The sequence below is a fragment of the Ensifer sp. VA4 genome (assembly GCF_055710065.1).
Genome location: NZ_JBVQPO010000005.1, coordinates 322942 through 349477, shown reverse-complemented (window position 1 = coordinate 349477; position 26536 = coordinate 322942). Strand labels below are relative to the sequence as shown.

General features: G+C 63.0%; 25 protein-coding genes and 2 pseudogenes. 15 read left to right on the top strand and 12 right to left on the bottom strand.

The genetic code is table 11. From position 1 onward, the window contains the following. Window positions 1-7: 7 nt before the first annotated feature. The 6 genes from AC0C6X_RS11070 (at window position 8) to rarD (ending at window position 5330) form a co-directional block, all read left to right on the top strand. Entirely contained in the window at window positions 8-499 is a 492-nt protein-coding gene (locus AC0C6X_RS11070) for a GFA family protein (RefSeq protein WP_472953085.1), read from the top strand. Continuing rightward, on the top strand, window positions 496-972 hold the full coding sequence (locus tag AC0C6X_RS11065; protein ID WP_173516036.1) for a GFA family protein: 477 nt from the start codon (window positions 496-498) through the stop codon (window positions 970-972). The genes AC0C6X_RS11070 and AC0C6X_RS11065 overlap by 4 nt, the downstream gene beginning before the upstream one ends. Continuing rightward, window positions 945-1466 carry a GFA family protein gene (locus AC0C6X_RS11060; RefSeq protein WP_472953084.1) on the top strand — a complete coding sequence of 174 codons (522 nt, stop codon included), beginning with the start codon at window positions 945-947 and terminating at the stop codon, window positions 1464-1466. The genes AC0C6X_RS11065 and AC0C6X_RS11060 overlap by 28 nt, the downstream gene beginning before the upstream one ends. Before the next feature lie 2 nt (window positions 1467-1468). Then, complete coding sequence (gene pip / locus AC0C6X_RS11055) at window positions 1469-2431, top strand: prolyl aminopeptidase (RefSeq protein WP_472953082.1); 963 nt, start codon at window positions 1469-1471, stop codon at window positions 2429-2431. Between the two features lie 35 nt (window positions 2432-2466). Next, window positions 2467-4083, top strand: a complete 1617-nt coding sequence (gene cimA / locus AC0C6X_RS11050) for a citramalate synthase (protein WP_247957870.1) — start codon at window positions 2467-2469, stop codon at window positions 4081-4083. A gap of 308 nt (window positions 4084-4391) precedes the next feature. Next, the gene (gene rarD, locus AC0C6X_RS11045; protein ID WP_472953080.1) at window positions 4392-5330 is read left to right on the top strand and encodes an EamA family transporter RarD; all 939 of its coding nucleotides are present in this window, start codon (window positions 4392-4394) and stop codon (window positions 5328-5330) included. Window positions 5331-5401: 71 nt separating this feature from the next. On the opposite strand, the gene AC0C6X_RS11040 is transcribed toward rarD, so the two are convergent. Continuing rightward, entirely contained in the window at window positions 5402-6022 is a 621-nt protein-coding gene (locus AC0C6X_RS11040) for an LOG family protein (RefSeq protein WP_472953078.1), read from the bottom strand. A 243-nt stretch (window positions 6023-6265) separates the two neighbouring features. On the opposite strand from AC0C6X_RS11040, the gene AC0C6X_RS11035 reads away from it, so the two are divergent. The 4 genes from AC0C6X_RS11035 (at window position 6266) to pssA (ending at window position 11903) form a co-directional block, all read left to right on the top strand. Continuing rightward, window positions 6266-8023: a LysM peptidoglycan-binding domain-containing protein gene (locus AC0C6X_RS11035; protein WP_472953076.1), complete on the top strand. Its 1758-nt coding sequence runs from the start codon at window positions 6266-6268 to the stop codon at window positions 8021-8023. 302 nt (window positions 8024-8325) lie between these two features. Beyond that, a complete protein-coding gene (locus AC0C6X_RS11030; RefSeq protein WP_247957868.1) occupies window positions 8326-10212 on the top strand; it encodes an ABCB family ABC transporter ATP-binding protein/permease in 1887 nt (628 codons plus the stop codon). 107 nt (window positions 10213-10319) lie between these two features. Then, the gene (locus AC0C6X_RS11025; RefSeq protein ID WP_247957867.1) at window positions 10320-11018 is read left to right on the top strand and encodes a phosphatidylserine decarboxylase; all 699 of its coding nucleotides are present in this window, start codon (window positions 10320-10322) and stop codon (window positions 11016-11018) included. Between the two features lie 9 nt (window positions 11019-11027). After that, window positions 11028-11903, top strand: coding sequence for a CDP-diacylglycerol--serine O-phosphatidyltransferase (pssA, locus tag AC0C6X_RS11020; protein ID WP_472953072.1), 876 nt, complete (start codon window positions 11028-11030; stop codon window positions 11901-11903). An 80-nt stretch (window positions 11904-11983) separates the two neighbouring features. Here pssA and AC0C6X_RS11015 read toward each other — a convergent pair whose 3' ends face one another. The 5 genes from AC0C6X_RS11015 to alr form a co-directional block, all read right to left on the bottom strand. Next, complete coding sequence (locus AC0C6X_RS11015; RefSeq protein ID WP_173516046.1) at window positions 11984-12724, bottom strand: SDR family NAD(P)-dependent oxidoreductase; 741 nt, start codon at window positions 12722-12724, stop codon at window positions 11984-11986. Window positions 12725-12736: 12 nt separating this feature from the next. Further along, entirely contained in the window at window positions 12737-14227 is a 1491-nt protein-coding gene (gene purF / locus AC0C6X_RS11010) for an amidophosphoribosyltransferase (RefSeq protein WP_173516047.1), read from the bottom strand. Between the two features lie 145 nt (window positions 14228-14372). Beyond that, window positions 14373-14996 carry a CvpA family protein gene (locus tag AC0C6X_RS11005; protein ID WP_173516048.1) on the bottom strand — a complete coding sequence of 208 codons (624 nt, stop codon included), beginning with the start codon at window positions 14994-14996 and terminating at the stop codon, window positions 14373-14375. 332 nt (window positions 14997-15328) lie between these two features. Beyond that, entirely contained in the window at window positions 15329-16732 is a 1404-nt protein-coding gene (gene radA, locus AC0C6X_RS11000) for a DNA repair protein RadA (RefSeq protein WP_247957864.1), read from the bottom strand. Between the two features lie 157 nt (window positions 16733-16889). Beyond that, window positions 16890-18029: an alanine racemase gene (alr, locus tag AC0C6X_RS10995; protein ID WP_247957863.1), complete on the bottom strand. Its 1140-nt coding sequence runs from the start codon at window positions 18027-18029 to the stop codon at window positions 16890-16892. 150 nt (window positions 18030-18179) lie between these two features. Here alr and AC0C6X_RS10990 point away from each other — a divergent pair, with 150 nt between their 5' ends. The 3 genes from AC0C6X_RS10990 to AC0C6X_RS10980 all read left to right on the top strand — a co-directional run bounded on the left by AC0C6X_RS10990 (window position 18180) and on the right by AC0C6X_RS10980 (window position 20184). Continuing rightward, window positions 18180-19037: an AraC family transcriptional regulator gene (locus tag AC0C6X_RS10990; RefSeq protein ID WP_173516051.1), complete on the top strand. Its 858-nt coding sequence runs from the start codon at window positions 18180-18182 to the stop codon at window positions 19035-19037. A 185-nt stretch (window positions 19038-19222) separates the two neighbouring features. Continuing rightward, on the top strand, window positions 19223-19876 hold the full coding sequence (locus AC0C6X_RS10985; RefSeq protein WP_173516052.1) for an AzlC family ABC transporter permease: 654 nt from the start codon (window positions 19223-19225) through the stop codon (window positions 19874-19876). Further along, entirely contained in the window at window positions 19873-20184 is a 312-nt protein-coding gene (locus AC0C6X_RS10980; protein ID WP_247957862.1) for an AzlD family protein, read from the top strand. Before AC0C6X_RS10985 ends, AC0C6X_RS10980 begins: the two co-directional genes overlap by 4 nt. A 101-nt stretch (window positions 20185-20285) precedes the next feature. Here the strand turns inward: AC0C6X_RS10980 and AC0C6X_RS10975 are convergent, their stop codons facing one another. Continuing rightward, the gene (locus AC0C6X_RS10975) at window positions 20286-21788 is read right to left on the bottom strand and encodes a replicative DNA helicase (protein ID WP_173516054.1); all 1503 of its coding nucleotides are present in this window, start codon (window positions 21786-21788) and stop codon (window positions 20286-20288) included. 254 nt (window positions 21789-22042) lie between these two features. On the opposite strand from AC0C6X_RS10975, the pseudogene AC0C6X_RS10970 reads away from it, so the two are divergent. Next, window positions 22043-22132: pseudogene (locus AC0C6X_RS10970) on the top strand (MarR family transcriptional regulator); the annotation flags it as partial. A gap of 1 nt (window position 22133) precedes the next feature. Further along, a pseudogene (locus AC0C6X_RS10965) lies at window positions 22134-22295 on the top strand (MFS transporter); the annotation flags it as partial. A gap of 172 nt (window positions 22296-22467) precedes the next feature. Here the strand turns inward: AC0C6X_RS10965 and rplI are convergent. The 5 genes from rplI to AC0C6X_RS10940 all read right to left on the bottom strand — a co-directional run bounded on the left by rplI (window position 22468) and on the right by AC0C6X_RS10940 (window position 26288). Next, window positions 22468-23043 (bottom strand): 50S ribosomal protein L9, encoded by a 576-nt coding sequence (rplI, locus tag AC0C6X_RS10960; RefSeq protein ID WP_247957860.1) that lies wholly within the window; start codon window positions 23041-23043, stop codon window positions 22468-22470. Between the two features lie 32 nt (window positions 23044-23075). Next, window positions 23076-24029, bottom strand: coding sequence for a DUF2232 domain-containing protein (locus tag AC0C6X_RS10955; protein WP_247957859.1), 954 nt, complete (start codon window positions 24027-24029; stop codon window positions 23076-23078). 191 nt (window positions 24030-24220) lie between these two features. After that, window positions 24221-24469: a 30S ribosomal protein S18 gene (gene rpsR, locus AC0C6X_RS10950; RefSeq protein WP_025426448.1), complete on the bottom strand. Its 249-nt coding sequence runs from the start codon at window positions 24467-24469 to the stop codon at window positions 24221-24223. A 26-nt stretch (window positions 24470-24495) separates the two neighbouring features. Then, a complete protein-coding gene (rpsF, locus tag AC0C6X_RS10945; RefSeq protein WP_173516058.1) occupies window positions 24496-24942 on the bottom strand; it encodes a 30S ribosomal protein S6 in 447 nt (148 codons plus the stop codon). A 302-nt stretch (window positions 24943-25244) separates the two neighbouring features. Next, window positions 25245-26288 carry an aldo/keto reductase gene (locus AC0C6X_RS10940; RefSeq protein WP_247957858.1) on the bottom strand — a complete coding sequence of 348 codons (1044 nt, stop codon included), beginning with the start codon at window positions 26286-26288 and terminating at the stop codon, window positions 25245-25247. Window positions 26289-26536 lie beyond the last annotated feature (248 nt).

The window sequence follows — 26536 nt, the reverse complement described above, 5'->3', positions numbered from 1 at the left end:
AGTTGCGATGAGTCTCGACAACAGGCCCTATTATACTGGCGGCTGCCAGTGCGGCGCGGTCCGTTTCCGTGTCGAGGGCAGGCTCGGCGACGCCTCCGTCTGCCATTGCCGCATGTGCCAGAAAGCGAGCGGCAACTTCTATATGCCGCTGGTTTCGGTTCGCGGTGCGCACGTCACCTGGACTCGCGGCGAGCCCAAGCGCTTTCAATCCTCCAACGCGGTACGGCGCGGTTTCTGCGGCGATTGCGGTACGCCGCTGACCTATGAGGCGCCGGACGGCATGGCCCTGGCGATTGCCGACTTCGACGAACCGCAGGGCATCGTGCCGACCATCCAATGGGGCATCGAGCACAAGTTGCCCTATGTCGATCACATATCGGAATTGCCCGGTGTTGCTACGATGGAAGATCCGGACGCGGTCGAATTCCTGACCGATCTCGTTTCCTACCAGCATCCCGACCACGACACTGAAACCTGGCCCCCGGAGGAAAGACGATGAGCGAAAACGTTCGAACAGGCGGCTGCCAGTGCGGCGCAGTCCGTTTCCGTATCCGCGGGCAACTCGGCCGTCCGTCGATCTGCCATTGCCGCATGTGCCAGAAGCAATTCGGCTCGTTCTTCTCCGCGCTGGTGACGGCGCCGAAAGATGGCGTCGAATGGGTGCGGGAAGAGCCGAGCTACTTCCAGTCCTCGGTCAACATCGATCGCGGCTTCTGTCCGAAATGCGGTACGCCGATGACCTACCGGCATCCCGGCGGCCTCGAGATCGCGATCGGCACCTTTGACGATCGCACCGATCTCGCGCCGAAAATCCAGGTCAACTACGCCTCGCGCCTTCCCTGGGTCGAGACGATCTTCGAGCAGCCGGTCCTGGAGGATCCGGACTTCTACGCGCGGCAGGAAAGCATCATCTCCTTCCAGCACCCGGACCATGAAACCGATCAATGGCATCCATCGGGAGCGTTCCGGTGACCATCTCCCGCATCTATACCGGTGGATGCCAGTGTGGCGCCGTCCGCTACCGCGCCGAGGGCACGCTCGCGGATCCGCATATCTGCCATTGCCGAATGTGTCAGAAGGCGGCCGGGAACTACTTCATGCCGCTGGCGAACGTCGCGCGTGACAGTTTCGACATCACCCGCGGCCAGCCGTCCTGGTTCCGCTCGTCGCATCTGGTCCGTCGCGGCTTCTGCAGCCACTGCGGCACGCCGTTGTTTTACGACATGCCGGATGCGGGTTTCATCAATATCACGCTCGGCTCGCTCGACGATCCGGATGATGTGTTGCCCGTCTATCAGGCCGGCGTCGAGTCCCGAGTCCTCTGGTTCTCGCGGCTCGCCGGGCTGCCGGAAAAAGAGACGGACGATGGCAGCGAGGTGTCCGCCACCCGCCATCTGATCATACTGGAAACGAATCGCCAGCACCCGGACTACGACACCGTGCATTGGCCGCTGACGAAAGACTGAAGATGACGACTGTGCTGCGTACGCTCTATCCGGAAATCGAACCCTATGCCTCGGGCCACCTCGATGTCGGCGACGGTCACGTGATCTATTGGGAAAAGGTCGGCACGCCAGGCGCCAAGCCCGCCGTCTTCTTGCATGGCGGCCCCGGCGGCACGATTTCTGCCAACCATCGCCGTCTGTTCGATCCGGCACTCTATGATGTGACCCTGTTCGACCAGCGCGGCTGCGGCAGGTCGACACCGCATGCGAAGATCGAGGCCAACACCACATGGCATCTCGTTGCCGACATCGAGCGGCTGCGCGCACAGGCCGGGGTCGACAAGTGGCTGGTCTTCGGCGGATCCTGGGGATCGACGCTTGCACTCGCCTATGCCGAGAAGCATCCGGAGCACGTTTCGGAACTCGTGCTGCGCGGCATCTATACGCTGACGAAAGCCGAACTCGACTGGTACTATCAATTCGGCGTCTCGGAAATGTTCCCGGACAAGTGGGAGCGGTTCGTCGCGCCCATCCCGCAAGCAGAGCGGCACGAGATGATGCACGCCTATCACCGTCGCCTGATGAGCGACGACAAGGCAACGCGCCTTGCGGCGGCAAAGGCCTGGAGCATCTGGGAGGGCGAGACGATTACGCTGCTGCCGGAACTATCGACCAGCGCTCCGTTCGAGGACGACGAGTATGCCGACGCCTTCGCGCGCATCGAAAACCACTTCTTCGTCAATGCCGGCTGGATGGAGGATGGCCAATTGTTGCGGGATGTTCACCGGCTTCACGGCATTCCCGGGGTTATCATCCATGGGCGCTACGACATGCCGTGCCCGGCGAAATATGCCTGGCAGTTGCATAGGGCCTGGCCCGGATCCGAATTGCATCTGATCGAGGGGGCAGGGCACGCCTATTCCGAGCCGGGCATTCTCGACCGGCTGATCCGCGCCACGGACAGATACGCATGCAAGACCGAGTAAGACCAAGCAAGAACCGAGCAGTTGGACGATTAGCCATGACCAGGGAACGCATCTACCTCTTCGACACGACGCTACGGGACGGGCAGCAGACGCCCGGCATCGACTTTTCGGTCGAGGACAAGATTGCGATTGCGAGCCTGCTCGACGGCTTCGGCATGGATTACATCGAGGGCGGCTATCCCGGTGCGAACCCGACCGACACCGAGTTCTTCACGAGCAAGCGCACGCAGAAGGCATCCTTCGTCGCCTTCGGCATGACCAAGCGCGCCGGCGTTTCGGCGTCCAATGATCCGGGCCTCGCGGCACTGCTTGCCGCCAAGAGCGACGCGATCTGTCTGGTCGCCAAGAGCTGGGACTACCATGTCGAGGTCGCACTCGGCTGTACGAACGAGGAAAACCTCGACAACATCCGCGCTTCTGTCGAGGCCGTGGTCGCCTCCGGCCGTGAGGCGATGGTCGACTGCGAGCATTTCTTCGATGGCTACAAGGCCAATCCGGCTTACGCGCTCGCCTGCGCGAAGACGGCTTTTGAAGCCGGCGCCCGCTGGGTCGTGCTCTGCGACACCAATGGCGGCACTCAGCCGCCGGAGGTGCGCGAGATCGTCACCGCGGTGATCGCGGCCGGCGTGCCCGGCGCCAATCTCGGCATCCACGCCCATAACGATACCGGCCAGGCGGTCGCCAATTCGCTGGCCGCGGTCGAGGCTGGCGTGCGCCAGATCCAGGGAACGCTGAACGGCATCGGCGAGCGCTGTGGCAACGCCAATCTCGTCACGCTGATCCCGACGCTTGCTCTCAAGGAGACCTATTCCAGCCGCTTCAAAACGGCGATCGATGCCGATCGCTTGCAGGAACTGACGAAGCTCGCCCATTCGTTCGACGAGCTATTGAACCGTTCGCCGGATCAGCAAGCCCCTTACGTGGGCGCATCCGCATTCGCCACCAAGGCCGGCATCCATGCCTCGGCGCTGCTCAAGGATCCGCGCACCTATGAGCATGTCGCGCCCGAGAGCATCGGCAACCTGCGCAAGGTCATGGTCTCGGACCAGGGCGGCAAGGCCAATTTCATCAATGCGTTGAAGCGCCGCGGCATCGTTGTGAGCAAGGACGACCCGAAGCTCGACAAGTTGATCGCCGTCGTCAAGGAGCGGGAGGCGACCGGCTACGCCTATGAGGGGGCGGACGCGAGTTTCGCGCTGCTCGCGAGCCGTATCCTCGGCACGGTGCCGGACTTCTTCCACGTCGAAAGCTTCCGTGTCATGGTCGAGCGCCGCTTCGATGCGAACGGCAATCTGAAGACCGTGTCGGAAGCGGTGGTAAAGGTGGTGGTCGATGGCGAGACGATGATGTCGGTCGCCGAAGGGCACGGGCCCGTCAACGCACTCGACCTCGCGCTGCGCAAGGACCTCGGCAAGTACCAGTCGGAGATCGCCGATCTCGAGCTCGCGGACTATAAGGTCCGTATCCTCAACGGCGGCACCGAGGCGATCACGCGCGTGCTGATCGAATCGACCGATGGAACCGGCGCGCGCTGGTGGACGGTGGGCGTCTCCGACAACATCATCGACGCATCCTTCCAGGCACTGATGGACAGCATCATCTTCAAGCTCCTGAAGAACCGGGACCATGTGGGCCTGATCGCTGCCGAATGACGTTGGCGGCGAGGTAGACCGGGTCCGCTCCCGGCGGGGTGATGAGTAAAACTCACCATCCCTTCAAGGAAATGAATTGGTGCATAACCGGACATTGGGGTAGGACCCATTCACGGGAGCTTGCGCCGGCTGGTAAGCCGCGCCTTCCCTACAGCGCCGCGCGTCCCGTCAGACAGGTCGCTGTCGCACTTTGTATTGCTGCATGTTTTGCCCTTAAGTCGGAGGCGATTTAGGGAGACGGGCAGCAGAGATCGGAGAGCGGCTCGTTCCACCAAGGCTCGCCGGCAAACGCACCAGGAAAAGATGTTATGGCCGAGCCGAACGCGAAAGTACCCGCCGAAAACACCGATTCCGCGAAAGGCTTTGCCTTCGCGCTGGCCGCCTATCTCCTTTGGGGCTTTCTGCCCTTCTTCATGAAGGCCGTCGCTCACATTCCGGCGCCGGAAGTGGTGGCACACCGGATCGTATGGTCGGTACCGCTTGCGGGCCTGGTTCTGCTCTGGCTCGGGCGCACGGATGACATCAAGGTGGCGCTGCGCTCGCCGCGCATGCTGCGCATGGCGGCGCTGACCGCCGTGCTGATCACCATCAACTGGGGCATCTATGTCTGGGCGATCGGTGCTGGCCGGGCGATTGAGACGGCGCTCGGCTACTACATCAACCCGCTGTTTTCGATCTTCCTCGGCGCGGTGCTGCTGAAGGAAAGGCCGAACCCGGCGCAGATGGTTGCGATTGCGCTCGCGGCCTCCGCGGTCGCCGTCCTTGCTTTCGATGCCGGTGGCCTGCCGTGGGTGTCGATCGGCCTATGCCTGTCCTGGGGCTTCTATGCCTTCTTCCGCAAGACGCTGCCTGTCGGTCCGAACCAGGGCTTCTTCCTGGAAGTCCTGCTGCTCAGCGTTCCGGCGCTCGGCTATATAATCTGGCTCGAGGCGACCGGGCAGGGCCATTTCGGAGATACCGGCACGGCCGATATTCTCTGGCTGATGTCCTGCGGTGTCGTTACCGCCATTCCATTGATGATCTATGCCAACGGTGCCAAGTTGCTGCGCCTGTCGACGATCGGCATCATGCAGTATATCGCCCCGACGATGATCTTCCTGATTGCCGTTTTCGTCTTCCATGAGCCCTTTGGCACGGCAAAGCTCATTGCCTTCGGCCTGATCTGGGCGGCGCTGGTGATCTATTCGGGCGCAATGCTGGCGGAAAGCCGGGCGCGCCGGGTGCTACAGGCAAGTCCCGCGGAGTAAGCTCGCAGTCGCTACAAATCAAAAGGCGCGTTGGTGGACCGCGCCTTTTTCGTTGTCGGTGCTTGCTGCCATCAAAGACGGGAGATGATCTCCGCCTCGCCCTCGCGGCCCTTGCCACCATTGGCAGCCGCCAGGATGGCCGGCACGATGTTAGCGGCATCGTCGACGACCAGTGGCTGCACGAGATGCGCCGTGTGCACGAAGCCTTCGTCACGCATGTGCTGCAGCAGGTCGAGCATCGGCCGCCAGAAATTGTTGATGTTGCCGAACACCATCGGCTTGCGGTGACGGCCGAGCTGCGCCCAGGTCATGATCTCGACGATCTCTTCCAGCGTGCCGATACCGCCCGGCAGCGCGACGAAAGCGTCGGCCCGCTCGAACATCGTATGCTTGCGCTCGTGCATGTCGGCGGTGACGATCAGCTCGTTGAGCTGGCCGAGCGAATGGCGAGTCGCTTCCTTGTCCATCAGGAATTCAGGGATGATCCCGGTGACTTCGCCGCCGCTCGAAAGGACGCCGCTGGCGACGGCTCCCATGATGCCGCGCGTGCCGCCACCATAAACGAGGCGGAGACCGTGATCGGCAATCGAGCGGCCAAGTGCGCGGCCGGCTTCCATATAGGCATTGTCGCGTCCGGGCTGTGAACCGCAATAGACGCAGATGGATCGAATCGTGGTGCTTTCGGTGCTCATGCCTCCAAAAGACATTGCACCGCAGAAAGGGTCAAGAAAAATGAGGGGAAAGCCGGTTTTCCGCCGTTTGCCGGGTGGCCGGCAGCTTGTATGGCGAATCAGGAATCGCTAGCAATTTCAGGGATTGATTGAAGAAATCGGACGGTTGCTTGCTGTTGCGCTATAATGCATGGCGTTAGCCCGCACCGCAGGCCGATGAGAGGGCATGCGCGGAGTTCCGCTCCGCTCCGTGTGGAGAGTGGCATGATAAAAAATAGGGCCGGCTGGGTGGCCATTACTGTCCTCGTGGCAGCAACAGCGTTGATGGTATTCGTGGTGCAGCCGAACCTGCGTGGTGACGCCAAGAAGACGGCGGAAGAGCCGTCGGTAGGCAATGCGACACAGTCGACCGAAACCGCTTCTGGCCCGCAAGCGACCGAAGGTACGGCGAAGCCGCTGGACAGCAAGGCCGGTGAGGCCGCCGACGCGACGGCAAACGCTGCGGCGACGAACGCAGCCGCCGAAAACTCTGCCGTCCCCGGGTTCGACGTGTTGCGTGTGGAGCCTGATGGATCGACCGTGATCGCTGGGCATGCGCAGCCTGGTTCGAAGCTTGAGATCCTGAGCGGCGACGCCGTTGTCGGCACCGCCGATGTCGGCGCGACGGGCGACTTCGCAGCGGTGTTCGACAAGCCGCTGCCGGCCGGCGACTATCAGTTGACGCTGCGCAGCACCGGTGAAGACGGCGCCGTGAAGACCTCCGAGGAAGTCGCGACCGTTTCGGTTCCCAAGGACCCTTCGGGGCAGCTTCTCGCCATGGTGTCCAAGCCGGGTGAGGCAAGCCGCCTGATCACGACGCCGGAAGCGGCCAAGGGTGAAACCGCGCAGACAACCGACGGCAAGTCGGCGGAAGTCGCATCGCAGACGCCGCTGGCAACCGGCGACGCGTCCTCGGCACCGGCAAAGGCGGTTGGCGTTCCCGGCCTGCAGGTGACTGCGGTCGAGATCGAAGGAAGCAAGATGTTCGTCGCGGGCAGCGCCAAGCCGCATGCTCTGGTGCGTGTCTATGCGGATGAAAAGCTGATCGGCGAAATCAAGGCCGACGACAAGGGCAATTTCGTTGTCGACGGCGAGGTCGAGTTGACCGTGGGCAGCCACATCATCCGCGCCGACATGCTGAACGAGGATGGCACCAAGGTCGCCATGCGCGCATCGGTTCCCTTTGATCGCCCCGCCGGCTCCCAGGTTGCCGCAGTCGCGCCGTCGGGCACGCCTTCGGCGACGGCCGGCCTTGATGGCGTGCGCGCCGAGGCCGGTAAGGCGCTGGCCCTCTTGAAGGGACTTTATGCCAACGGCAAGGTGCCGAGCGGCGAGCAGCTTGCCGCAGCGCGTTCCGCGACGGAAATTGCACTGAAGTCGCTGGCGGATTTCCGGCTTGCCGACAGTTCCGATCAGGCGCTGGCGGCAGCCGCGTCGCGGGCTTCCAAGGCGGCAGCCGACGCGCTGGCAGCCTTGAAGGCGGCGCCGCAGGATGCGCCAAGCGTTGCCTCGGCGCTTGCGAAGGTCGATGCGACCGTCGGACCGGTTCTGGCCGAGCGCGGCAGCGCGACGCCGGCCTCGGGCGGGCAAGCCCAGCTGAAGGACGCCCCTGCGCCGGGTGAGCTGGCGAAGGTCATGGGCGCAGGCAGCGCGGTGGCAGGCGACGCCTCGACGACGCCGGCGCAAGGGACGGAAGCCGCAGCCGCTGCCCCCCAGCAGGAAGGGCCGCAGACCGTCCAGCAGGAGCCGCTCAAGGAGAGCAAGTCCTCGGTGATCATCCGTCGCGGCGATACGCTGTGGCAGATTTCGCGGCGCGTCTATGGCGCGGGCTTGCGCTACACCACGATCTACCTTGCCAACCAGGACCAGATTGAAGACCCGGACCGCATTCGCCCGGGGCAGGTTTTCGGCGTGCCGGATAAGGCGTTGCCCGATGACGAATCCCGCGAGATTCATAGAAAGCACATGAAACACGAGCAATAGGCTGCCGATCGTCCGCCTGCACATTGCGGCGGCGGCGATGGATGCCTATCTCTCGATCCAGGGCGGCGCCTTCAACGAGGCGCCGCTTTTCATTGAACGGTGATGACGGCGTTGTTTGTCTCAGGCTATTGCCTCAATCGACCTCGATTTGAGGGCGAAGACGCGCAGCAAGTCAAAGTGCTACAGCGACCTTTGCGCGTCTGATAAGACGCGTGGCGTTGTAGAGGGAAAGTACGCTGCGGCAAGGCTCGTGAGGCTGTCGCGGCCGTCAAGCAGCGCGAAACGTAAGAGCGGATCAGAACGTGGCACCCCAGAAGAAAACTGTTTCGGCCGATACGAGCAATCCGCTGCAGACGATTGCCAATCTCTGGCCCTATATGTGGCCGAAGGACAGGGCCGACCTCAAGCTCCGGGTCATCTGGGCAACGGTCATTCTGATCATCGCCAAGGTCGTTCTGATCCTCGTTCCCTATTCCTTCAAATGGGCGACGGACGCGCTGAATGGCAAGCCGGACGTTATGGGCTTCCTGCCTGAAGTACTGACCGGCGCCGTCATGCTGGTGCTTGCCTACAATCTGGCACGCTTGCTGCAGGCAGGACTGAATCAGCTCCGCGACGCGCTGTTTGCAAGCGTCGGCCAGCACGCCGTCCGCCAGCTCGCCTACAAGACCTTCGTGCATATGCACCAGCTCTCCCTGCGCTTCCATCTGGAACGGCGCACCGGCGGGCTTTCGCGCATCATCGAGCGCGGCACGAAGGGCATCGAGACGATCGTCCGTTTCACCATCCTGAACACCTTGCCAACCCTTATCGAGTTCTTGCTGACGGCCGTGATCTTCTGGTGGGGCTACGGCTTCGGCTATCTCTTCGTCACCGCAGTCACCGTCTGGCTCTATATCTGGTTCACAGTCAAGGCGAGCGATTGGCGCATCGCCATTCGCCGCTCGATGAACGACAGCGATACCGACGCCAATACGAAGGCGATCGACTCGCTCCTGAACTTCGAAACGGTCAAGTATTTCGGCAACGAGGACATGGAGGCCCGGCGCTTCGACAAGTCGATGGAGCGCTATGAAAAGGCGGCAACGCAGGTCTGGACCTCGCTCGGCTGGCTCAATTTCGGCCAGGCGCTGATCTTCGGTGCCGGCACGGCGGTCATGATGATCATGTCGGCGCTTGCCGTTCAGCGCGGCGACCAGACGCTCGGCGATTTCGTCTTCGTCAACGCCATGCTGATCCAGCTCGCGATCCCGCTCAATTTCATCGGCTTCGTCTATCGCGAAATCCGCCAGGGCCTGACGGATATCGAGCATATGTTCGACCTGCTCGACGTGCAGGCGGAAGTGGTGGATCGCCCCGATGCCGCCGAGCTCGTCATCGGCAAGGGCGCCATCGCCTTCAAGGACGTGCACTTCGCCTATGATCCGGCGCGACCGATCCTCAAGGGCATCACCTTCGAGGTGCCCGCCGGCAAAACCGTTGCCGTCGTCGGCCCGTCGGGTGCCGGCAAGTCGACGCTCTCCCGGCTGCTTTATCGCTTCTACGACGTGCAGCAGGGGGCGATCACCGTCGACGGCCAGGATGTGCGGACGGTGACGCAGAAGAGCCTGCGCTCGGTCATCGGCATGGTGCCGCAGGATACCGTGCTCTTCAACGACACGATTGCCTATAACATCCGCTACGGCCGGGTTTCGGCCAGCGAGGCCGAGGTCGAAGCGGCGGCCGAGGCCGCCCAGATCGCCGGCTTCATCCGCACGCTGCCGGAAGGCTTCCATGCCATGGTGGGCGAGCGCGGCCTCAAGCTCTCCGGCGGCGAGAAGCAGCGCGTCGCGATTGCCCGCACAATCCTCAAGGCGCCGCCGATCCTGATCCTCGATGAGGCAACCTCGGCGCTGGACACCCGGACCGAGCAGGAAATTCAGTCGGCGCTCGATGTGGTCTCGCGCAATCGCACGACGCTGGTCATCGCGCACCGTCTTTCGACGGTGATCAACGCCGACGAGATCATCGTGCTGAAGGACGGCGTCATTGCCGAGCGCGGCACTCATGGCGAGTTGATCGGCCGCGATGGCCTCTATGCCTCGATGTGGAGCCGCCAGCGCGAAGCAACGCAGGCGGAAGAGCAGCTGAAGCGGGTGCGCGAAAGCGACGATCTCGGCATCGTCACGCGCGGCGAGCCGGCGGTCTGAGGATGTTTGCTGGTCGCGACGCATTTTGTCGCTCTGGGGCGGGTGGCGTTGCCCGCTGGGGCATTTCGCGGTAGTTCACGTTCCACGGAAAATCTGGAGTAGAGTTCATGAGCCTGGTCAATACGATCCGCAACACGCTCGTCCCGGTGCACAAGGAAGGCTATCGCTTCGTTGCGATCTTCTTCGTCGTGTCGCTGGTGCTTGGCTTCCTGTGGGAGCCATTGATGTGGATCGGCTTCGTGCTGACCGCCTGGTGTGCCTATTTCTTCCGGGATCCGGAGCGCATGACGCCGATCGACGACGATCTGGTGATCAGCCCGGCCGACGGCCGCGTTTCGTCGATCGCAACGGTCATGCCGCCGGAAGAGCTGAACCTCGGCTCGGAACCGATGCTCCGCATCTCGGTCTTCATGAATGTGTTCAATTGCCATGTGAACCGTGCACCGATGGCCGGCACGATCACCCGCGTCGCCTACCGCGCCGGCAAGTTCGTCAATGCCGAACTCGACAAGGCCAGCCACGAGAACGAGCGCAACGGCCTCGTAATCGACACGAAGCACGGCGCGATCGGCGTCGTCCAGATCGCCGGCCTCGTTGCCCGCCGCATCCTCTGCTGGAAATATGAAAACGGCTCGCTGGACGCCGGCGAACGCTTTGGCCTGATCCGCTTCGGCTCGCGCCTCGACGTCTTCCTGCCCGCGGGAGCCGAGCCGCGCGTCAGCGTCGGGCAGACTGCCGTAGCGGGTGAAACCGTGCTTGCCGAATTCGGTTCGGCCAAGGGCCCGGTCGTCAGCCGTCGCGCATAAGGAGTGCATATGGAAGGCCCTGAACAGGAAAAACCGGCCGAACCGCTGAAAGTCGGCGGTGACGCGAGCGGTTCAAATGACACCGGTCGCGGCCCTCGGCTGCGCGAGATACCGCTGCGCCTGATGATCCCGAACCTGATCACGGTACTGGCGATCTGTGCCGGTCTCTCGGGCATTCGGCTTGCCTTCGAAAACCGCATCGAGCTTGCCGTTGCCATGGTGTTGCTTGCGGCCTTTCTCGACGGCATCGACGGCCGCGTCGCGCGCCTCCTGAAGGCAACGTCGAACTTCGGCGGCCAGATGGACTCGCTCGCCGATATCATCAATTTCGGCGTTGCACCGGCGCTCGTGCTCTATGTCTTCATCCTGGATCAGGCCCGCTCGATCGGCTGGATCGCGGCGCTGGTTTACGCGATCGCCTGTGGCCTCAGGCTTGCGCGCTTCAACGTCATGGCCGAGCGCCAGTCCAAGGCGCCGTGGCAGTCGGAATATTTCGTCGGCGTGCCGGCGCCGGCCGGCGCCATGCTGGTCCTGCTTCCGGTTTATCTCGGCCTCCTGGGCCTGGCGCCGGAGCGCATCTTCGCGCTGATTGCATCGGGTTACACCGTGTTGATCGCCTTCCTGCTGGTCAGCCGCCTGCCGGTCTGGTCCGGCAAGTCGGAAAACAGCCGCGTGCGCCGCGATCTCGTCCTGCCGGCCATTCTCGGTGTCGTCTTCTATGTCGCGACGCTGATGACCTACACGTGGGAGACGATGGCGGTGACGGCGCTTGGCTACCTGATCACGCTGCCTTTCGGCGCGCGCTCCTGGCAGCGAAAATATGGCGGCGATTGGCCTGCCCACCCATCGACGGGCGGCGATGGCCTGCCCGGTGACAAGGACTGACTGAGGTTCAGCTCAGCTACAAAGGAAAAGGCCACCGTGGCGACACGGTGGCCTTTTCCGTTTGGGTAAATCCTCGAGGATTACTCCGGCATCCGGTAGTCGACGATCTTGTCTTCGCGGACGATGTAGAGCTTGCCGGTCTCGGTCTGCTGCGGACCGACGAGCGGCAGAAGCTTGGCGGCGACTTCCGAAGGATGCGGCACGGTCTCCGGATCCTCGCCGGGCATCGCCTGCGCGCGCATCGCCGTGCGGGTGGCGCCGGGATCGACGGAGAGGATGCGCAGCGGCAGGCGCTGCGTCTCGCCGGCCCAGGTGCGGGCAAGAGCCTCGACGGCCGCCTTCGACGCGGAGTAGGGGCCCCAGAAAGGTTTGCACTTGTGCGCGGCGCTGGACGACAGGATCAGCGCGCGGCCGGCATCCGACTTGATCAGCAGCGGCTCCAGTGAGCGGATCAGCCGCCAGGTGGCGGTAACGTTGATGTTCATAACCTTCTCGAACACCTTCGCCTCGACGTGGCCGATCGGCGAGATCGTGCCGAGGACGCCGGCATTGGCGACCATGATGTCAAGCTTGCCCCAGCGCTCGTTGATCGCGCCGCCGAGCTTGTCGATAGCTGCCATGTCGGCGAGGTCGAACGGAACCAGTGTCGCCGAGCCGCCCGCGGCCTTGATCGCGTCGTCGAGTTCTTCGAGCCCGCCGACGGTGCGCGCACAGGCGACGACGTGGGCACCGGCCTTGGCCAGTTCGAGAGCGGTGAAATAACCGATACCGCGCGATGCGCCGGTGACCACGGCCACCCGGCCTTTGAGATCGATCGTCATTTTATTGTCTGATTATCCGTTGCTGGCGAGAACCGAGAGTTTGCGGACATTGCTGGCGCCTTCCTGGTCGAGAAGGCGGGTCGGATAGTCCCCGGTGAAGTAGTGGTCGGTGAACTGTGGCGCCTTGGGATCGCGCTTTTCGCCGCCGACCGCCTCATAGAGGCCGTCGATCGACAGGAACTCGAGCGAGTCCGCGCCGATGTAGCGGCACATGGAGGCAAGGTCGGCATGCTGGTTGGCGAGAAGCTTGTCACGATCCGGCGTGTCGATGCCGTAGAAGTCCGGATGGAAGATCATGGGGCTCGCGACGCGGATATGCACTTCGCGCGCACCGGCGTCCCGCATCATCTGCACGATCTTCACCGACGTCGTGCCGCGCACGATCGAATCGTCGACCAGAACGACGCGCTTGCCGGCGATCATTGCGCGGTTGGCGGAGTGCTTGAGCTTGACGCCGAAGGCGCGGATCTGCTGCGTCGGCTCGATGAACGTTCGGCCGACATAGTGGTTGCGGATGATGCCGTATTCGAACGGAATGCCGCTCTGCTGGGCATAGCCGAGGGCAGCCGGCGTGCCGCCGTCCGGCACCGGAACGACCACGTCGGCCTCAATCGGCGATTCTTTCGCGAGGTTGATGCCCATGTTCTTGCGCGACACGTAGATGCTGCGGCCGCCGACGACCGAATCCGGCCGCGCGAAATAGACATATTCGAACAGGCAGAGCCGCTCGGGCTGCGTTATCTCGGGCTTGCGCGCATCGATGGTGATCGAGCCGTCAGGCTGGATCTCGCAGATGATCACTTCGCCATTCTCGACGTCGCGAACGTAAGTTGCGCCGATGATGTCGAGCGCGCAGGTCTCGGAGCAGAAGATCGGCTTGCCATCGAGCTCGCCCATGACGAGCGGGCGGATGCCGATCGGGTCGCGTGCTGCGATCAGCTTGGTGCGCGTCATCGCCAACATCGAATAGCCGCCTTCCATCTGGCGGATGGCGTCGATGAAGCGGTCGGAGGAGGAGGCCTGCTTGGAGCGGGCGATCAGATGCAGGACGACTTCGGTGTCGGAGGTCGACTGACAGATAGCGCCGTCGGCGATCAGTTGCCGGCGGAGGGTGAGGCCATTGGTGAAGTTGCCGTTATGGGCAATTGCGATGCCGCCGACTTCGAGCTCGGCAAAAAGCGGCTGGACGTTGCGCAGCGCCACTTCGCCTGTCGTCGAGTAGCGCGTGTGGCCGATCGATATGAAGCCCGGCAGCTTCGCCAGCGTCGCCGGATCGGTATAGTGGTCGCCGACGAGGCCCATACGCTTTTCGGTGTAGAACTGCTTGCCGTCGAAGGTGACGATGCCGGCCGCTTCCTGGCCGCGATGCTGGAGCGCATGCAGGCCGAGCGCCGTCAGCGCCGCCGCGTCCGAATGCCCCAATATGCCGAAGACGCCGCACTCTTCGTGTAGCGTATCGCCTTCGAGTTCATCGTGGATTTCCATGGATCTCAGATCGGTCATCACAGTCGCCTTTGCTCCGTACCGGTGCGCATATCGTGATCAGGCCCGCCGTCTTCAAGCGATCTTAGCTGAAAACGGCTGCAAGCGTTATTCCCCAAAAGGACAAAGCCCGCGGGGCGGGCTTTGTCGGCAAATCGTTCCTGTCTCAGCCGTTGGTGGCCGGTGCGTCGTCGGCAGGCGCCTGCTCGGGCGTCGTCGACGGCGCCTGGCCGGGGTTGGCCGCCGGCGCTTCGCCTTCACCTTCGCCGGTCGTGTCCTTGCCGCGCAGACGGTCGAGAATGGTGGCGTCGGCTTCTTCAGGCAGCAGCGCGATCAGCTTGTTGCCGAGATTGTCGAGCAGCGGCTTCGATTTCGCCTGGGTGACCCAGGTCGGCTGCTGCTGCGGAGCCACGAGCCAGTTGAAGAACAGCATGGCGACGACCACCAGAAGGATGCCGCGGGCGGCACCGAACAGGAAGCCAAGGGTGCGGTCGAGCGCGCCGATGCGGCTGTCGATGATGAAATCGGCAATCCGCATGGTGATGAAGGAAATGATGATCAGCGCGACCAGGAAGATCACCGCCGCCGATCCGATCAATGCGACGGTATCGCTGTTGGTGTACTGCTTGGCGTAGGGCAGAAGCTGCGGGTAGAGGAAATAGGCGGCTGCGGCCGCACCCACCCAGCTCGCGACCGAGAGCACTTCGCGCGAGAAGCCTCGAACCATGGCCAGGATTGCGGAAAACAGGGCGACGCCGAGAACGATACCGTCGAGAATTGTAATGGGCATTTTGTCCTTACTCCGGACCCGGTTCGTCCGGGTCTCCTCAAGCCTATCCGCCATCGGCCCTGCCTGATGTTACAGCGCCGCGCGTCTCATTAGACGCGCAAAGGTCGCTGTACCACTTTGATGTGCTGCATGTTTTTGTCCTTTGATCGGCTACGATCAAAGAACACATGCAGTAGGGCATTTGCAGCCTTTTCGCGGCCCCTACAGCGCCGCGCGTCCTTTCGGGCGCGCAAAGGTCGCTGTAGCACATAGACCTGCTGCCTAGTTTTGCCCCTAAATCGATTCCGATTTAGGGAACCATGCAGTAGGGGCGGTCTGCGGCATCCGCTTCCTCAGTCTGCCTCTTCCACCGGCCTCAGCGCGTTTCGCGATCCCGCGATGCGCGCCACCAGATCCGGCAAACTCTCCATTTCGCTCCATCGGCCATTGCCGTTTTTCGGCAATTCGGTGGAAGCGAATGGCAGCACCGCCTGCGAGAACCCGAGTTTCTCGGCTTCTTTAAGGCGTTGTGCGGTATGCGCAACCGGCCGGATGGCTCCCGACAAGCTGACTTCGCCGAAATAGACGCAATCTGCTGGAAGGGCAAGCCCGGCAAGCGACGAAACCAGTGCGGAAGCCACAGCTAGATCGGCGGCCGGCTCCGAAATGCGGTAACCGCCGGCGATATTGAGATAGACATCGTGCTGGCCGAGCCGAACGCCGCAATGGGCCTCGAGTACGGCGAGGATCATCGACAGCCGGGCGGAGTCCCAGCCGACGACGGCGCGCCGCGGCGTGCCGAGCGAAGTCGGCGCGACGAGGGCCTGGACTTCGACGAGAACAGGGCGCGTGCCTTCCATGCCGGCAAAGACAGCCGCGCCCGGCGATTTCTCGTTTCGCTCGCCGAGAAACAGCTCGGACGGATTGGCCACTTCGCGCAGGCCCTTGTCGGACATCTCGAAGACGCCGATCTCGTCGGTCGGGCCGAAGCGGTTCTTGACGGTGCGTAGAATGCGATAGTGGTGACCGCGGTCGCCTTCGAAATAGAGCACCGCATCGACCATGTGCTCGACGACGCGCGGGCCGGCGATCTGCCCCTCCTTGGTGACATGGCCGACGAGAACGACGGCGGTTCCCGTCTGCTTGGCAAAGCGGATCATCGCCTGCACGCCGGTCCGAACCTGGGTCACCGTGCCGGGCGCCGAATCGACGATGTCGCTCCAGAGCGTCTGGATCGAGTCGATGATGACGAGGTCCGGACGTTTGCCCTCGGCGAGCGTCGCGAGGATGTCCTCGACATTGGTCTCCGCGGCAAGCAGCACGTCGCTGTCAGCCGCACCCAGGCGCTGCGCACGCAGCCGCACCTGCGCCACCGCCTCTTCGCCGGAGACATAGATGACGCGGTGCTTGCGGCGCGATAGTGCTGCGGCCGCCTGCATCAGCACCGTCGATTTGCCGATCCCGGGATCGCCGCCGACGAGCAATGCCGAGCCGCGCACGAAACCGCCGCCGGTCACCCGGTCCAATTCCGAAATTCCGGTCTGGACGCGGGGTGCATCTTCGATATCGCCCGAAAGCGTGGTGAGCGCCACCGGGCGTCCCTTCTTCGGCGCGCGCGACGGACCGCCGCCGATGCCGGCCGTCGGATCCTCCTCGACGATAGTGTTCCACTCGCCGCAGCCTTCGCATTTGCCCGCCCAGCGGGTGTGGACGGTGCCACAGTTCTGGCAGATGAATTGTGTGCGGGCTTTCGCCATCGGCATCGACTTTCGAAATCTGGAGGGCCACCGGCGGCCGCGCGGGGCGATGCCGTCAGTGACAGGAGATTCACCTTTGTCGTCACATAATGCCGCGAAACGCGGAACAAAAGGTGAATTTTAGCGAAGGCCGCAAGGAATTTGCGGCAAAGCCGTGTCATACGGCGCCGACATAGTTCCTGATGTAGCGATGTCCGAGGCTGGTCAGCAGTTCGTAACCGATCGTACCGCCGGCGCGCGCAACGTCGTCAATGGCGATGTTGCGGCCGAAGAGCTCGATGTAATCGCCCGGGCGTGCTGCGCCCGCCGGAAGGTCGGTGACGTCGAACAGGCTGAGGTCCATGGTGACGCGACCCACATGCGGCACGCGCTTGCCGTGCAGGAAGCCGAATGCCCCTGATGGTGTTGCCTGCCGCAGAGTCACGCCGCCGCCGGAAACCGAGCGATGGTAGCCATCGGCGTAGCCGACCGCGACGGTGGCGATGCGGCTGTCCCTGTCGAAGCGGGCGGAGGCGCCGTAACTGGCCGTGCCTCCGGCGGCAACTTCGCGAATCTGGATGATCCTGGCTTCGGCGGTCACGACAGGCGTCATCGGGTTGACGGCATCGTTGACCGCCTCGCCGCCATAGACGGCAATGCCCGGTCGGGTGAGCTCGAAGTGATAGTCGGCGCCCAGGAAGACGCCGCCGGAGTTTGCAAGGCTGGCATCGACACCCTCGTACGCAGCGGTTGCCTCGCGGAAACGCGCGAGCTGGTAGGCGTTCAACGGATGCTGCGGTTCGTCGGCGCAGGCGAGGTGGCTCATGACCAAGACGGGCGAGAAGCTTGCGGGCCGCGCCGGGTCGTTGGCAAGCGCCACGGCGGCCTCGACCGAGAGGCCCAACCGGTTCATGCCGGTATCGACATGCAGGACACAGGGGTGATCACCGCGTTCGGAAAGCGCGGCCATGAACACCGCAAGCTGTTCCTCGGAATTGATGATGGGCACGAGATCATTGTCGAAAAAGAGCTCTTCGTTTCCCGGCCACATGCCGGCGAGAATGTAGATGCGGCCCTCCGGAACGAGTGGCCGCAGCTCGGCACCTTCCTCGGCATTGGCAACGAAAAAGTCGCGCGCGCCGGCCGCATAGAGGGTGGGGGCGGCGTGTTCGATGCCGAGCCCGTAGGCGTTCGCCTTCAAGACCGCTGCCGCCCGCGCCTTGCCGGAGAGGGCATTCATCGCCCGCCAATTGTCGGCAAGCGCACCGAGATCGATGGTGAGGCGGTTGGAGGCGGAAAGGAATTCGGGAGGAAGCATGCCGGACACTCTGCGTGGACGATACGAAGAGCAATACAGCCAACGGCCCATGGTCGCAAATGCTCGCCTGTCGCACGTCCACGCGGGCTGTGTCGGGAACCAAGCACTTTTGTGCAAGACGGGGTCGCCTCGGACCACTATGTTTCCCGCATGCAGACGATTTCGCAGCAACAGGCCATCGATGACACGCCGATTGAGGGCGCCGAACGCACGCGCTTCTGGCGGGATGCTCGTTTCATGGGGATGGAATGCCTGACGGCGACCTTCATCACCCACGAATTCGCGCCGCATGCGCACGAGACCTTCAGCATCGGTGCGATCGAGGCGGGTTCGCAGATCAGCAAGATCAAGGGCGAGCGCTCGGAAGCAGGACCTGGGTTCTTCTACCTGATCAATCCCGACGAGATCCACGACGGTCATCCCGGCGGCAGCGGCTATCGCTACCGCATGGTCTATCCGAGCGCCGAGCTTTTGGTGAACATCATCGAGGACGTGACCGGCCGCTCCTTCAAGGGAACGCCGTCCTTCTCGAAACGTGTGCTGCAGGATCCGGACCTCGCCTTGTCCTTTCATCACGCGCACCGAACGCTCGAGCTGGCGGGCGGTCAACTCGAGGCCGAAGAGAGAATGTTCGGCGTGCTTGCGGCGATGTTCGAGAGGCACGGCAGTACGATCATCACCCCGATCGAGACGCGCGAGCAGTCCGCCGTGCATCGGGTGCGAGACTATTTGGTCGAGAATTACGTTGAAGACGTCGGGCTCGAGGAGCTGGCCAAGGTCGCAGGGCTCAGCCGCGCGCACCTGATCCGTGCCTTCCGCAAGGAGTTTCACATCACTCCGCATGCCTTTTTGACCGACAAGCGCGTGCGTGCTGCCAAGACCTTGCTCAGGCATGGCTGGTCGGCGGTGGATGCGGCCTATCAGTGCGGCTTTGCCGATCAGGCGCATTTCAGTCGCCACTTCAAGGCGCGCACCGGGGTGACTCCGGGCGCCTTTCGCGCCGGCTAAAGCGGGATGAGGAAAGGTGCGTGCGGTTTTTCCGCCCGCATCCCGCTGTTACTCATGGGAGCAATCACTTTCGTTCAATACGGGAGCCGCTCCAGCCTTTAGACGTTCTCCGTTTCGCGCAAATGGAGCCAGCGACGTTGCAGGTAAGAAGTGCATTTCAAGAATTTCGCGCCGCGGCGATCGCGATGACGCCGCTGATCGTCGCCGTCATGCCGATCGGCTTGGTGTTCGGTGCAGTGGCGGCGGCCAAGGGGCTGACGCCGGCGGAGGTGACGCTGATGAGCGCGCTGGTCTTTGCCGGCGGGTCGCAATTCGTCGCCATGGATATCTGGACGCATCCGGCCTCCTGGGCTGCACTCGGTTTCTCGGCCCTGCTGGTCAACATCCGCCATGTGCTGATGAGCGCCTCGATCGGCAGCAAGCTCGACAGTTTCTCCGGGCCGGCGCGCTATGCCTCCATGCTGCTTCTCGCCGATGAAATCTGGGCCATGGCCGAGATGCGCGCGAGCAATGGCAAGCTGACGCCCGCCTGGTATGCCGGCCTGGCCGTGCCCTTCTACTGCGCCTGGGTGCTGACGAGCCTGACGGGCGCGATGCTTGGCGCCCTGCTCGGCGATCCGAAACTCATCGGTCTCGACTTCGCCTTCCCGGCCGTTTTCATCATATTGGTCATGGGCTTTTGGAAGGGGCGCGAAACGGGCGCCGTGCTGGCCGCAAGCGCTTGTGCGGCGGTGGTCACGCATCAGTTGCTGCCGGGGGTGTGGTATATCGCGGCCGGCGCCGCCGCCGGCGTCGTCGTGGCCGTGCTATCCGGCGGACGCAAGGAGGCCCACGCATGACCGTCGATCTCGACGCACTGCTTGCGATCCTGGCCATGGCAGTCGCGACTATCGCGACCCGCATCGGCGGCCTTATTCTGATCCGCTACGTGACGATCGGAGAAAACCAGAAGCGCGCCCTCGAAGCCATTCCGCCAGCGGTTCTGATGGCGGTCATCGCTCCGACGGCACTGGTCACCGGCCCCTCCGAAACGATTGCTGCTGCCGCGACGGCCGTTGCCGCAACCAGGTTGCCGCTCTTGGCATCCGTTGCCATCGGGGTGATTTTGGTGGCACTGTTGCGTCAGGTTCTGGGTGGTGCCTGGTAAAAGGTTGGACCGTCGCGCCTGGGCGGCTCACTATGAAGTGAGAGCGGGATGGGAAACCGCAAACATTTTTCCCATCCCGCTCCGGCCGCCCCCACGGAACTTTAGTGTTCTTCGTACTGGCTGAAGGAAGGATCGGCGAGGTCGGCGAAACGCGTGTATTCCGACTGGAATGCGAGCTTCACGGTACCGGTCGGTCCGTGGCGCTGCTTGGCGATGATCACATCGGCCGTGCCCTTCACCTGCTCCATCTTCATCTTCCACTCTTCGTACTTCGGGTCGAACTCGTCGCGCGGCTCCAGGTTCTTCACGTAGTATTCCTCACGGAACACGAAGAGCACCACGTCGGCGTCCTGCTCGATCGAGCCCGATTCACGAAGGTCGGAGAGCTGCGGGCGCTTGTCTTCGCGGCTTTCCACCTGACGGGAGAGCTGTGACAGCGCGATGATCGGAACGTTCAGTTCCTTGCCGAGCGCCTTGAGGCCCGTGGTGATCTGGGTGATTTCCTGCACGCGGTTGTCGCTGGATTTGCCCGATCCGGTCATGAGTTGGATATAGTCCACCACCAGGCAGTCGAGGCCACGCTGGCGCTTCAGGCGTCGAGCGCGGGCGGAAAGCTGGGCGATCGAGATACCACCGGTCTGGTCGATATAGAGCGGCACCTTCTGCATCATCTGCGAGCAGGCGACGAGCTTTTCGAAATCGGCCTCGGAAATGTCACCGCGGCGGATCTTCGACGAGGAGACCTCGGTCTGCTCGGAGATGATACGGGTGGCGAGCTGTTCGGACGACATTTCGAGCGAATAGAAGCCGACGACGCCGCCGTTCTTCGCCTTGAACGAACCATCCGCCTGGACTTCGGGCTCATAGGCGGCGGCGATGTTGTAGGCGATGTTGGTGGCAAGCGAGGTCTTGCCCATGCCCGGACGTCCGGCGAGCACGATCAAGTCCGAGCGCTGCAGGCCGCCCATGCGGGCATCGAGCGAATGGATGCCGGTGGAGATGCCGGAGAGGCTGCCGTCGCGTTCGAAGGCGGCACCGGCCATGTCGATCGCGAGCGCCACGGCGTCGTTGAACGACTGGAAGCCGCCGTCGTAGCGGCCAGTTTCGGCCAGTTCGAACAGGCGGCGCTCGGCGTCCTCGATCTGGCCCTGGGGCGGCATGTCGAGCGGCGCGTCATAGGCGATGTTGACCATGTCCTCGCCGATCGTGATCAGCGAACGGCGGAGCGCCAGGTCGTAGATCGCCCGGCCATAGTCTTCCGCATTGATGATCGACACGGCTTCGGCGGCAAGGCGTGCGAGGTACTGGGCAACCGTCAGGTCGCCCACCTTCTCGTCGGCCTTCAGGAAGGTCTTGATGGTGACCGGGTTCGCGGTCTTGCCCATGCGGATGATGTCGCCGGCGACCTCGAAGATCTTGCGGTGCAGCGGCTCGTAGAGATGCACCGGTTTCAGGAAGTCCGAGACGCGGTAAAAGGCGTCGTTGTTGACGAGGATCGCGCCGAGCAGAGCCTGTTCGGCCTCGAGGTTGTTCGGCGCCTCGCGATAGTGCTGGTCCACCTGATCGTTGCTGATAGGGGATAGCTTTCGCGCCGCGTCGTTCATGTCGTTTTATCTCTGCCTCTGTCTGGTGTGGAACCGGTTTGCGATCTGCCGCGAGCCGGGTCAAGTGCAGGCGGGACACACTCGCAAAGCGTCTCATCGCGGCCTGGCGCTTTTCCCGTTGTTCGACTGATCCACAGGCCGGGTTCACAAAAGCGTAGATTCTCGCCTTCCCACAAAGTTGGACGTTGACGAACGAATCACCCAACCGGGCTTCCGGAAGTGTAGCTCTCTCCCTGATCCGCACAATTCTCCATCTTGACCAGCGCGAGCTGCCGGTGAGCGAGACGCCGACGCTGGTGCGCCCGCTCGACGGCATGGAGAAGCAGGGTTTCATCGAGCGGCGGGAAGTTCCACGCTCAACACGGGCTGCGCCGCTTTGCTGAAATCAGCATCGTCGGCTTCGTCATCGTCTCCTTGATGAATATCTTCGTTTCCGACCTGCATTCGGCCATCGTCGTCCGCTTCATCAGCGGCATCGCCGCCGCACCGATGTCGACGCTCGGCTTCTCGGCGGTCGTGCGCGTCGACAAGGATGCGCCGGCCCCGGCGACTGGCCATGCCGTGCCTGTCGCTGCGCCGGGGTAGGCTGCCGTCTTACGTGAAGAGGCTTAGAAAGAAGGGCCCAGAAAAAAGCCCGGATCGATGACCCGGGCTTTCGCATGTCGAATGGCCGTTAGGCTTATTCTTCTTCGCCTTCGAATTCGGCTTCCGGGTTAAAGAAGTCTTCGGGCTTCAGAGCGTCTTCGTCGACGCCGTAGATGGCGTCGGCCGAGGTCAGGCTTTCGCCCTTGGCCTGGCGCTCGGCTTCTTCAGCCGAACGGGCAACGTTGACTTCAACCGAGATCTCGACTTCCGAGTGCAGGTGCAGCGTGACCTTGTGCAGGCCGATCGACTTGATCGGGTGGTTGAGGTCAACCTGGTTGCGGCCGACGTTGAAGCCTTCGGCAGCGAGCACTTCGATGATGTCGCGAGCGGCAACCGAACCGTAGAGCTGGCCGGTTTCGCCAGCGGAGCGGACGATGATGAAGGACTTGCCGTCGAGCTTTTCGGCAACCGCCTGGGCTTCCGACTTGCGCTCGAGGTTACGGGCTTCGAGCGTCGAACGCTCGGCTTCGAAACGGGCCTTGTTGGCAGCGTTGGCGCGCAGCGCCTTGCCGAGCGGCAGGAGGTAGTTGCGGGCAAAGCCGTCGCGAACCTTTACGGTGTCGCCCATCTGGCCGAGCTTGGCGATACGTTCGAGAAGAATGACTTCCATGTTGGTTTCCTTTCAGAGTTTCAGTTCGTTGGTCAGTTTTTTCCCACCGGCGTGACTGCGATGGTGCGTCGCGTATCGATCAGGCCGGACAGGAGGAAGAAGAATGCCGGGATCGTGAACACGAGCACCGACAGGTATGCGATCCACAGCACGGGTAGCCGCCAGGACTTGCCGCGCGTGCGGAAATGGAAGGAGGCGAAGCCGGCGAGCAGAAAGCCTGCGCCGAAGGTTCCGCAGATCAGCGCGCCGATCGTCGCGGGCGCGCCGCCGAGGAAGGTCATGACCAGGCCGCCGAGGAAGATGAAGATCGCGTTGCGGTGCATGCGCAGCGTCGAAGGGATATCCTCGCGCGGGCGCAACGACCGGCCCGACATCTGCACGATGCGGGTTGCGACGTAATAGGCGGTAAAGAGCATCAATACCCAGATCGCGCCCTGGACGAGCGGCAGGGCCAGCGTGAAGAGCGACTTGATCTGGGCCACGGCAGCGACGTCCGGATTGTAGCCCGGATCCTGCGCCTTCACCGCCTCAATGACGATATCGACCATGCGGTCGGAAATGTCGGAGCCATAGCCGACGATGAAGCCGACGATGATCATGCCGATGGTCACGAGGCCGGCGAGGTGGCTGAGGATATCGGACAGCGGATACCAGGCAAGTGCCTCGTCCGGGCCGCCGAGTTCGGAAGCCGGGCGGGCGAGATTGGCGAGGTGGCTGAGCCAGCCGGCGGGGATCAACGTGACGACGAGAATCAGCAGTGCGAAATGGGGCGAGACGAGCGCGGCGGCGGTGGCGCCGGCGCTGGCGATCGCAGCAATCGCCGCGGCATTGCCCCAGCCGAGGCCGGCAATCAGGATCGGGAGTGCGGAAGCGGCATAAAGGACGACGGCAAGAGACGGCTGCGTGTTCGCGCCCATCGACAAGAGGGCGGCGGTAAAGCCGGCGAGAATGCCGGTCAGCAGCGATGTCCTGTTCACATTCGTCACGTTCGCTGTCCTGCTTCGTGCAGTTAGGGGATGGCAAAGGCCCGGCCCCAGCATGGGATTTTGGCGCTTTCGCACCGGTTCCGATCCGCGCCCACCGCGGAAGGGAGGGATAAGGCGCTCACCTCGGGGGAGCGCCTTATCCCGGAGTCGGTTTCCGTCGAGTCAGGTGACCGACGGAGAGTCAGCCGTTCTTAGGAAACGACGTAGGGCAGCAGGCCGAGGAAGCGTGCACGCTTGATCGCCTGGGCGAGTTCGCGCTGCTTCTTCTGGGAAACGGCCGTGATGCGGGAAGGAACGATCTTGCCGCGCTCGGAAATGTAGCGCTGCAGCAGACGGATGTCCTTGTAGTCGATCCGCGGAGCGTTTGCGCCCGAGAAGGGGCAGGTCTTGCGGCGGCGGTGGAACGGGCGACGAACCGGAGCGGAAGAAACTTCAGCCATTGTCTTTATCTCCTAAAGCTTCTTGATTACGCGCGGTCTTCGCGCGGACGACGCGGACGGTCTTCACGGTCGCCACGGTCCGGACGCGGACCACGGTCGCCGAAGCCACGCTCCGGACGGTCGCCATCGCGGCGCGGACGGTCGTCGCGGTCGCGCTTCTGCATCATGGCAGACGGGCCTTCCTCGTGCTTCTCGACGGCGATCGTCATGTAGCGCAGGATGTCTTCGTTGATGCGCATCTGACGCTCGACTTCGTGAACGGCCGGTGCCGGAGCATCGATGTCCATGAGAACGTAGTGAGCCTTGCGGTTCTTCTTGATGCGGTAGGTGAGGGACTTCAGGCCCCAGTTCTCGACGCGACCGACCTTGCCGCCGTTCGCTTCGAGCACGCCCTTGTACTGCTCGACGAGAGCGTCGACCTGCTGCGGCGTGATGTCCTGGCGGGCCAGGAATACGTGTTCATAAAGAGCCATTGTGGCTTGCCTTTCTTGCGTTAATCAGCCCGGACCTCGGCGGCTAAGCCTCAACGACTGTTCTTATAGGCTCGCAAGAGCCGGCAAGAAAGTGTTGTATCGAGACGGTCGAGAGCGGAGACACGGGAGGCCGGAAAGACTTGCTATCCTAACGGCTCCCCTCGCGGGAAACCGGCCCTCCGTTCAGCCACCAGCCAGAAGACCAGGCATTTCGAACAGCGCGCTTATACGCATTTTTCCGCAGAAGGCAAGGCTCGCCGGATATTTTCACTCCAATCTGTTCTCTGCAGGACCGATGCCGATCAGATCGGCATCGGGTAGAGACGGTGCAGCCGCCGGATGCCGTTCATGACGTCCTGCGACAGAGTGAGATTGGCGGCACCGAGGTTGGTCTTCAACTGATCCATCGAGGTCGCGCCGATGATGACGGACGCCATGAACGGCCGCGTCAGGCAGAAGGCGATTGCCATCTGAGCGGGATCGATACCGTGCTCGCGTGCAAGCTGCACATAGCCGGCGACGGCCGGTTCCTGGTGCGGCGTGAAGCGGCCGCCGAGGTCGCCGTTGATCGAGAGGCGGGAGCCCGTCGGCCTGGCGCCGTCCAAATACTTGCCGCTGAGCAGTCCGGCTGCGAGCGGCGAATAGGCGAGCAGACCCACGTCCTCGTGATGCGACAGCTCGGAAAGATCGAGATCATAGGCGCGGTAGAGCAGATTGTATTCGTTCTGGACCGAGGCGACCCGTGGCAGGCCGTGGCGTTCGGCCATGTCGATGAACTTCATCGTGCCCCAGGCCGTTTCGTTGGAGAGGCCGATGGCGCGGACCTTGCCGGCCTTCACGAGATCGCCGAGCTTGTCGAGGATCGCCCTGAGATCGCTGGCAACATGCGCCTTGTCCTGCTTGGCCGGGTCGTAGGACCAGGCATTGCGGAAATGGTAGTGACCGCGGTTCGGCCAGTGGATCTGGTAAAGGTCGACATAGTCGGTCTTCAAACGTCGAAGGCTGGCGTCGATTGCCAGTTCGATGCCTTCCGGGGTCGTGGGGTCGCCATTGCGGATATAGGGGCGACCGGGGCCGGCGACCTTGGTCGCGAGCACGACGTCGTCGCGGCGGCCGCGCTTCGCCAGCCATTCGCCGATGAAACGCTCCGTATTGCCGTAGGTCTCGGGCGAGAGCGGAGTCGTTGGGTAGAGTTCAGCTGTATCGATGAAGTTGACGCCCTTGTCGAAGGCGTGATCCAGTTGCTCGTGCGCCTCGGCGATGGAGTTCTGCGAGCCCCAGGTCATGGTGCCCAGGCAGATTTCCGAGACCTTGATGCCGGTGCGGCCAAGCGTGTTGTAGCGCATCTAGATAAGTATCCTTGTGAAGGGCGGGCGCCGACCTGGGGAGGAAAGGGGCGCGCGCGCCGGGAATGGAGTGGCCGCCTTTGCCCTTGCGTCGGTTGCAGGGCAGAACGACATCGGGCGGCAAACTTACGCCTTGATTGTTGAAGATCAAGGGCAAAAGGCCCCGTCGGCCTCGTCCGTATGGGCCTCCAAGCTTGACTCGCCGTTCAGGAATGTGAATGGAGAGAAAGTCGGAGCGGGCTTGGGGA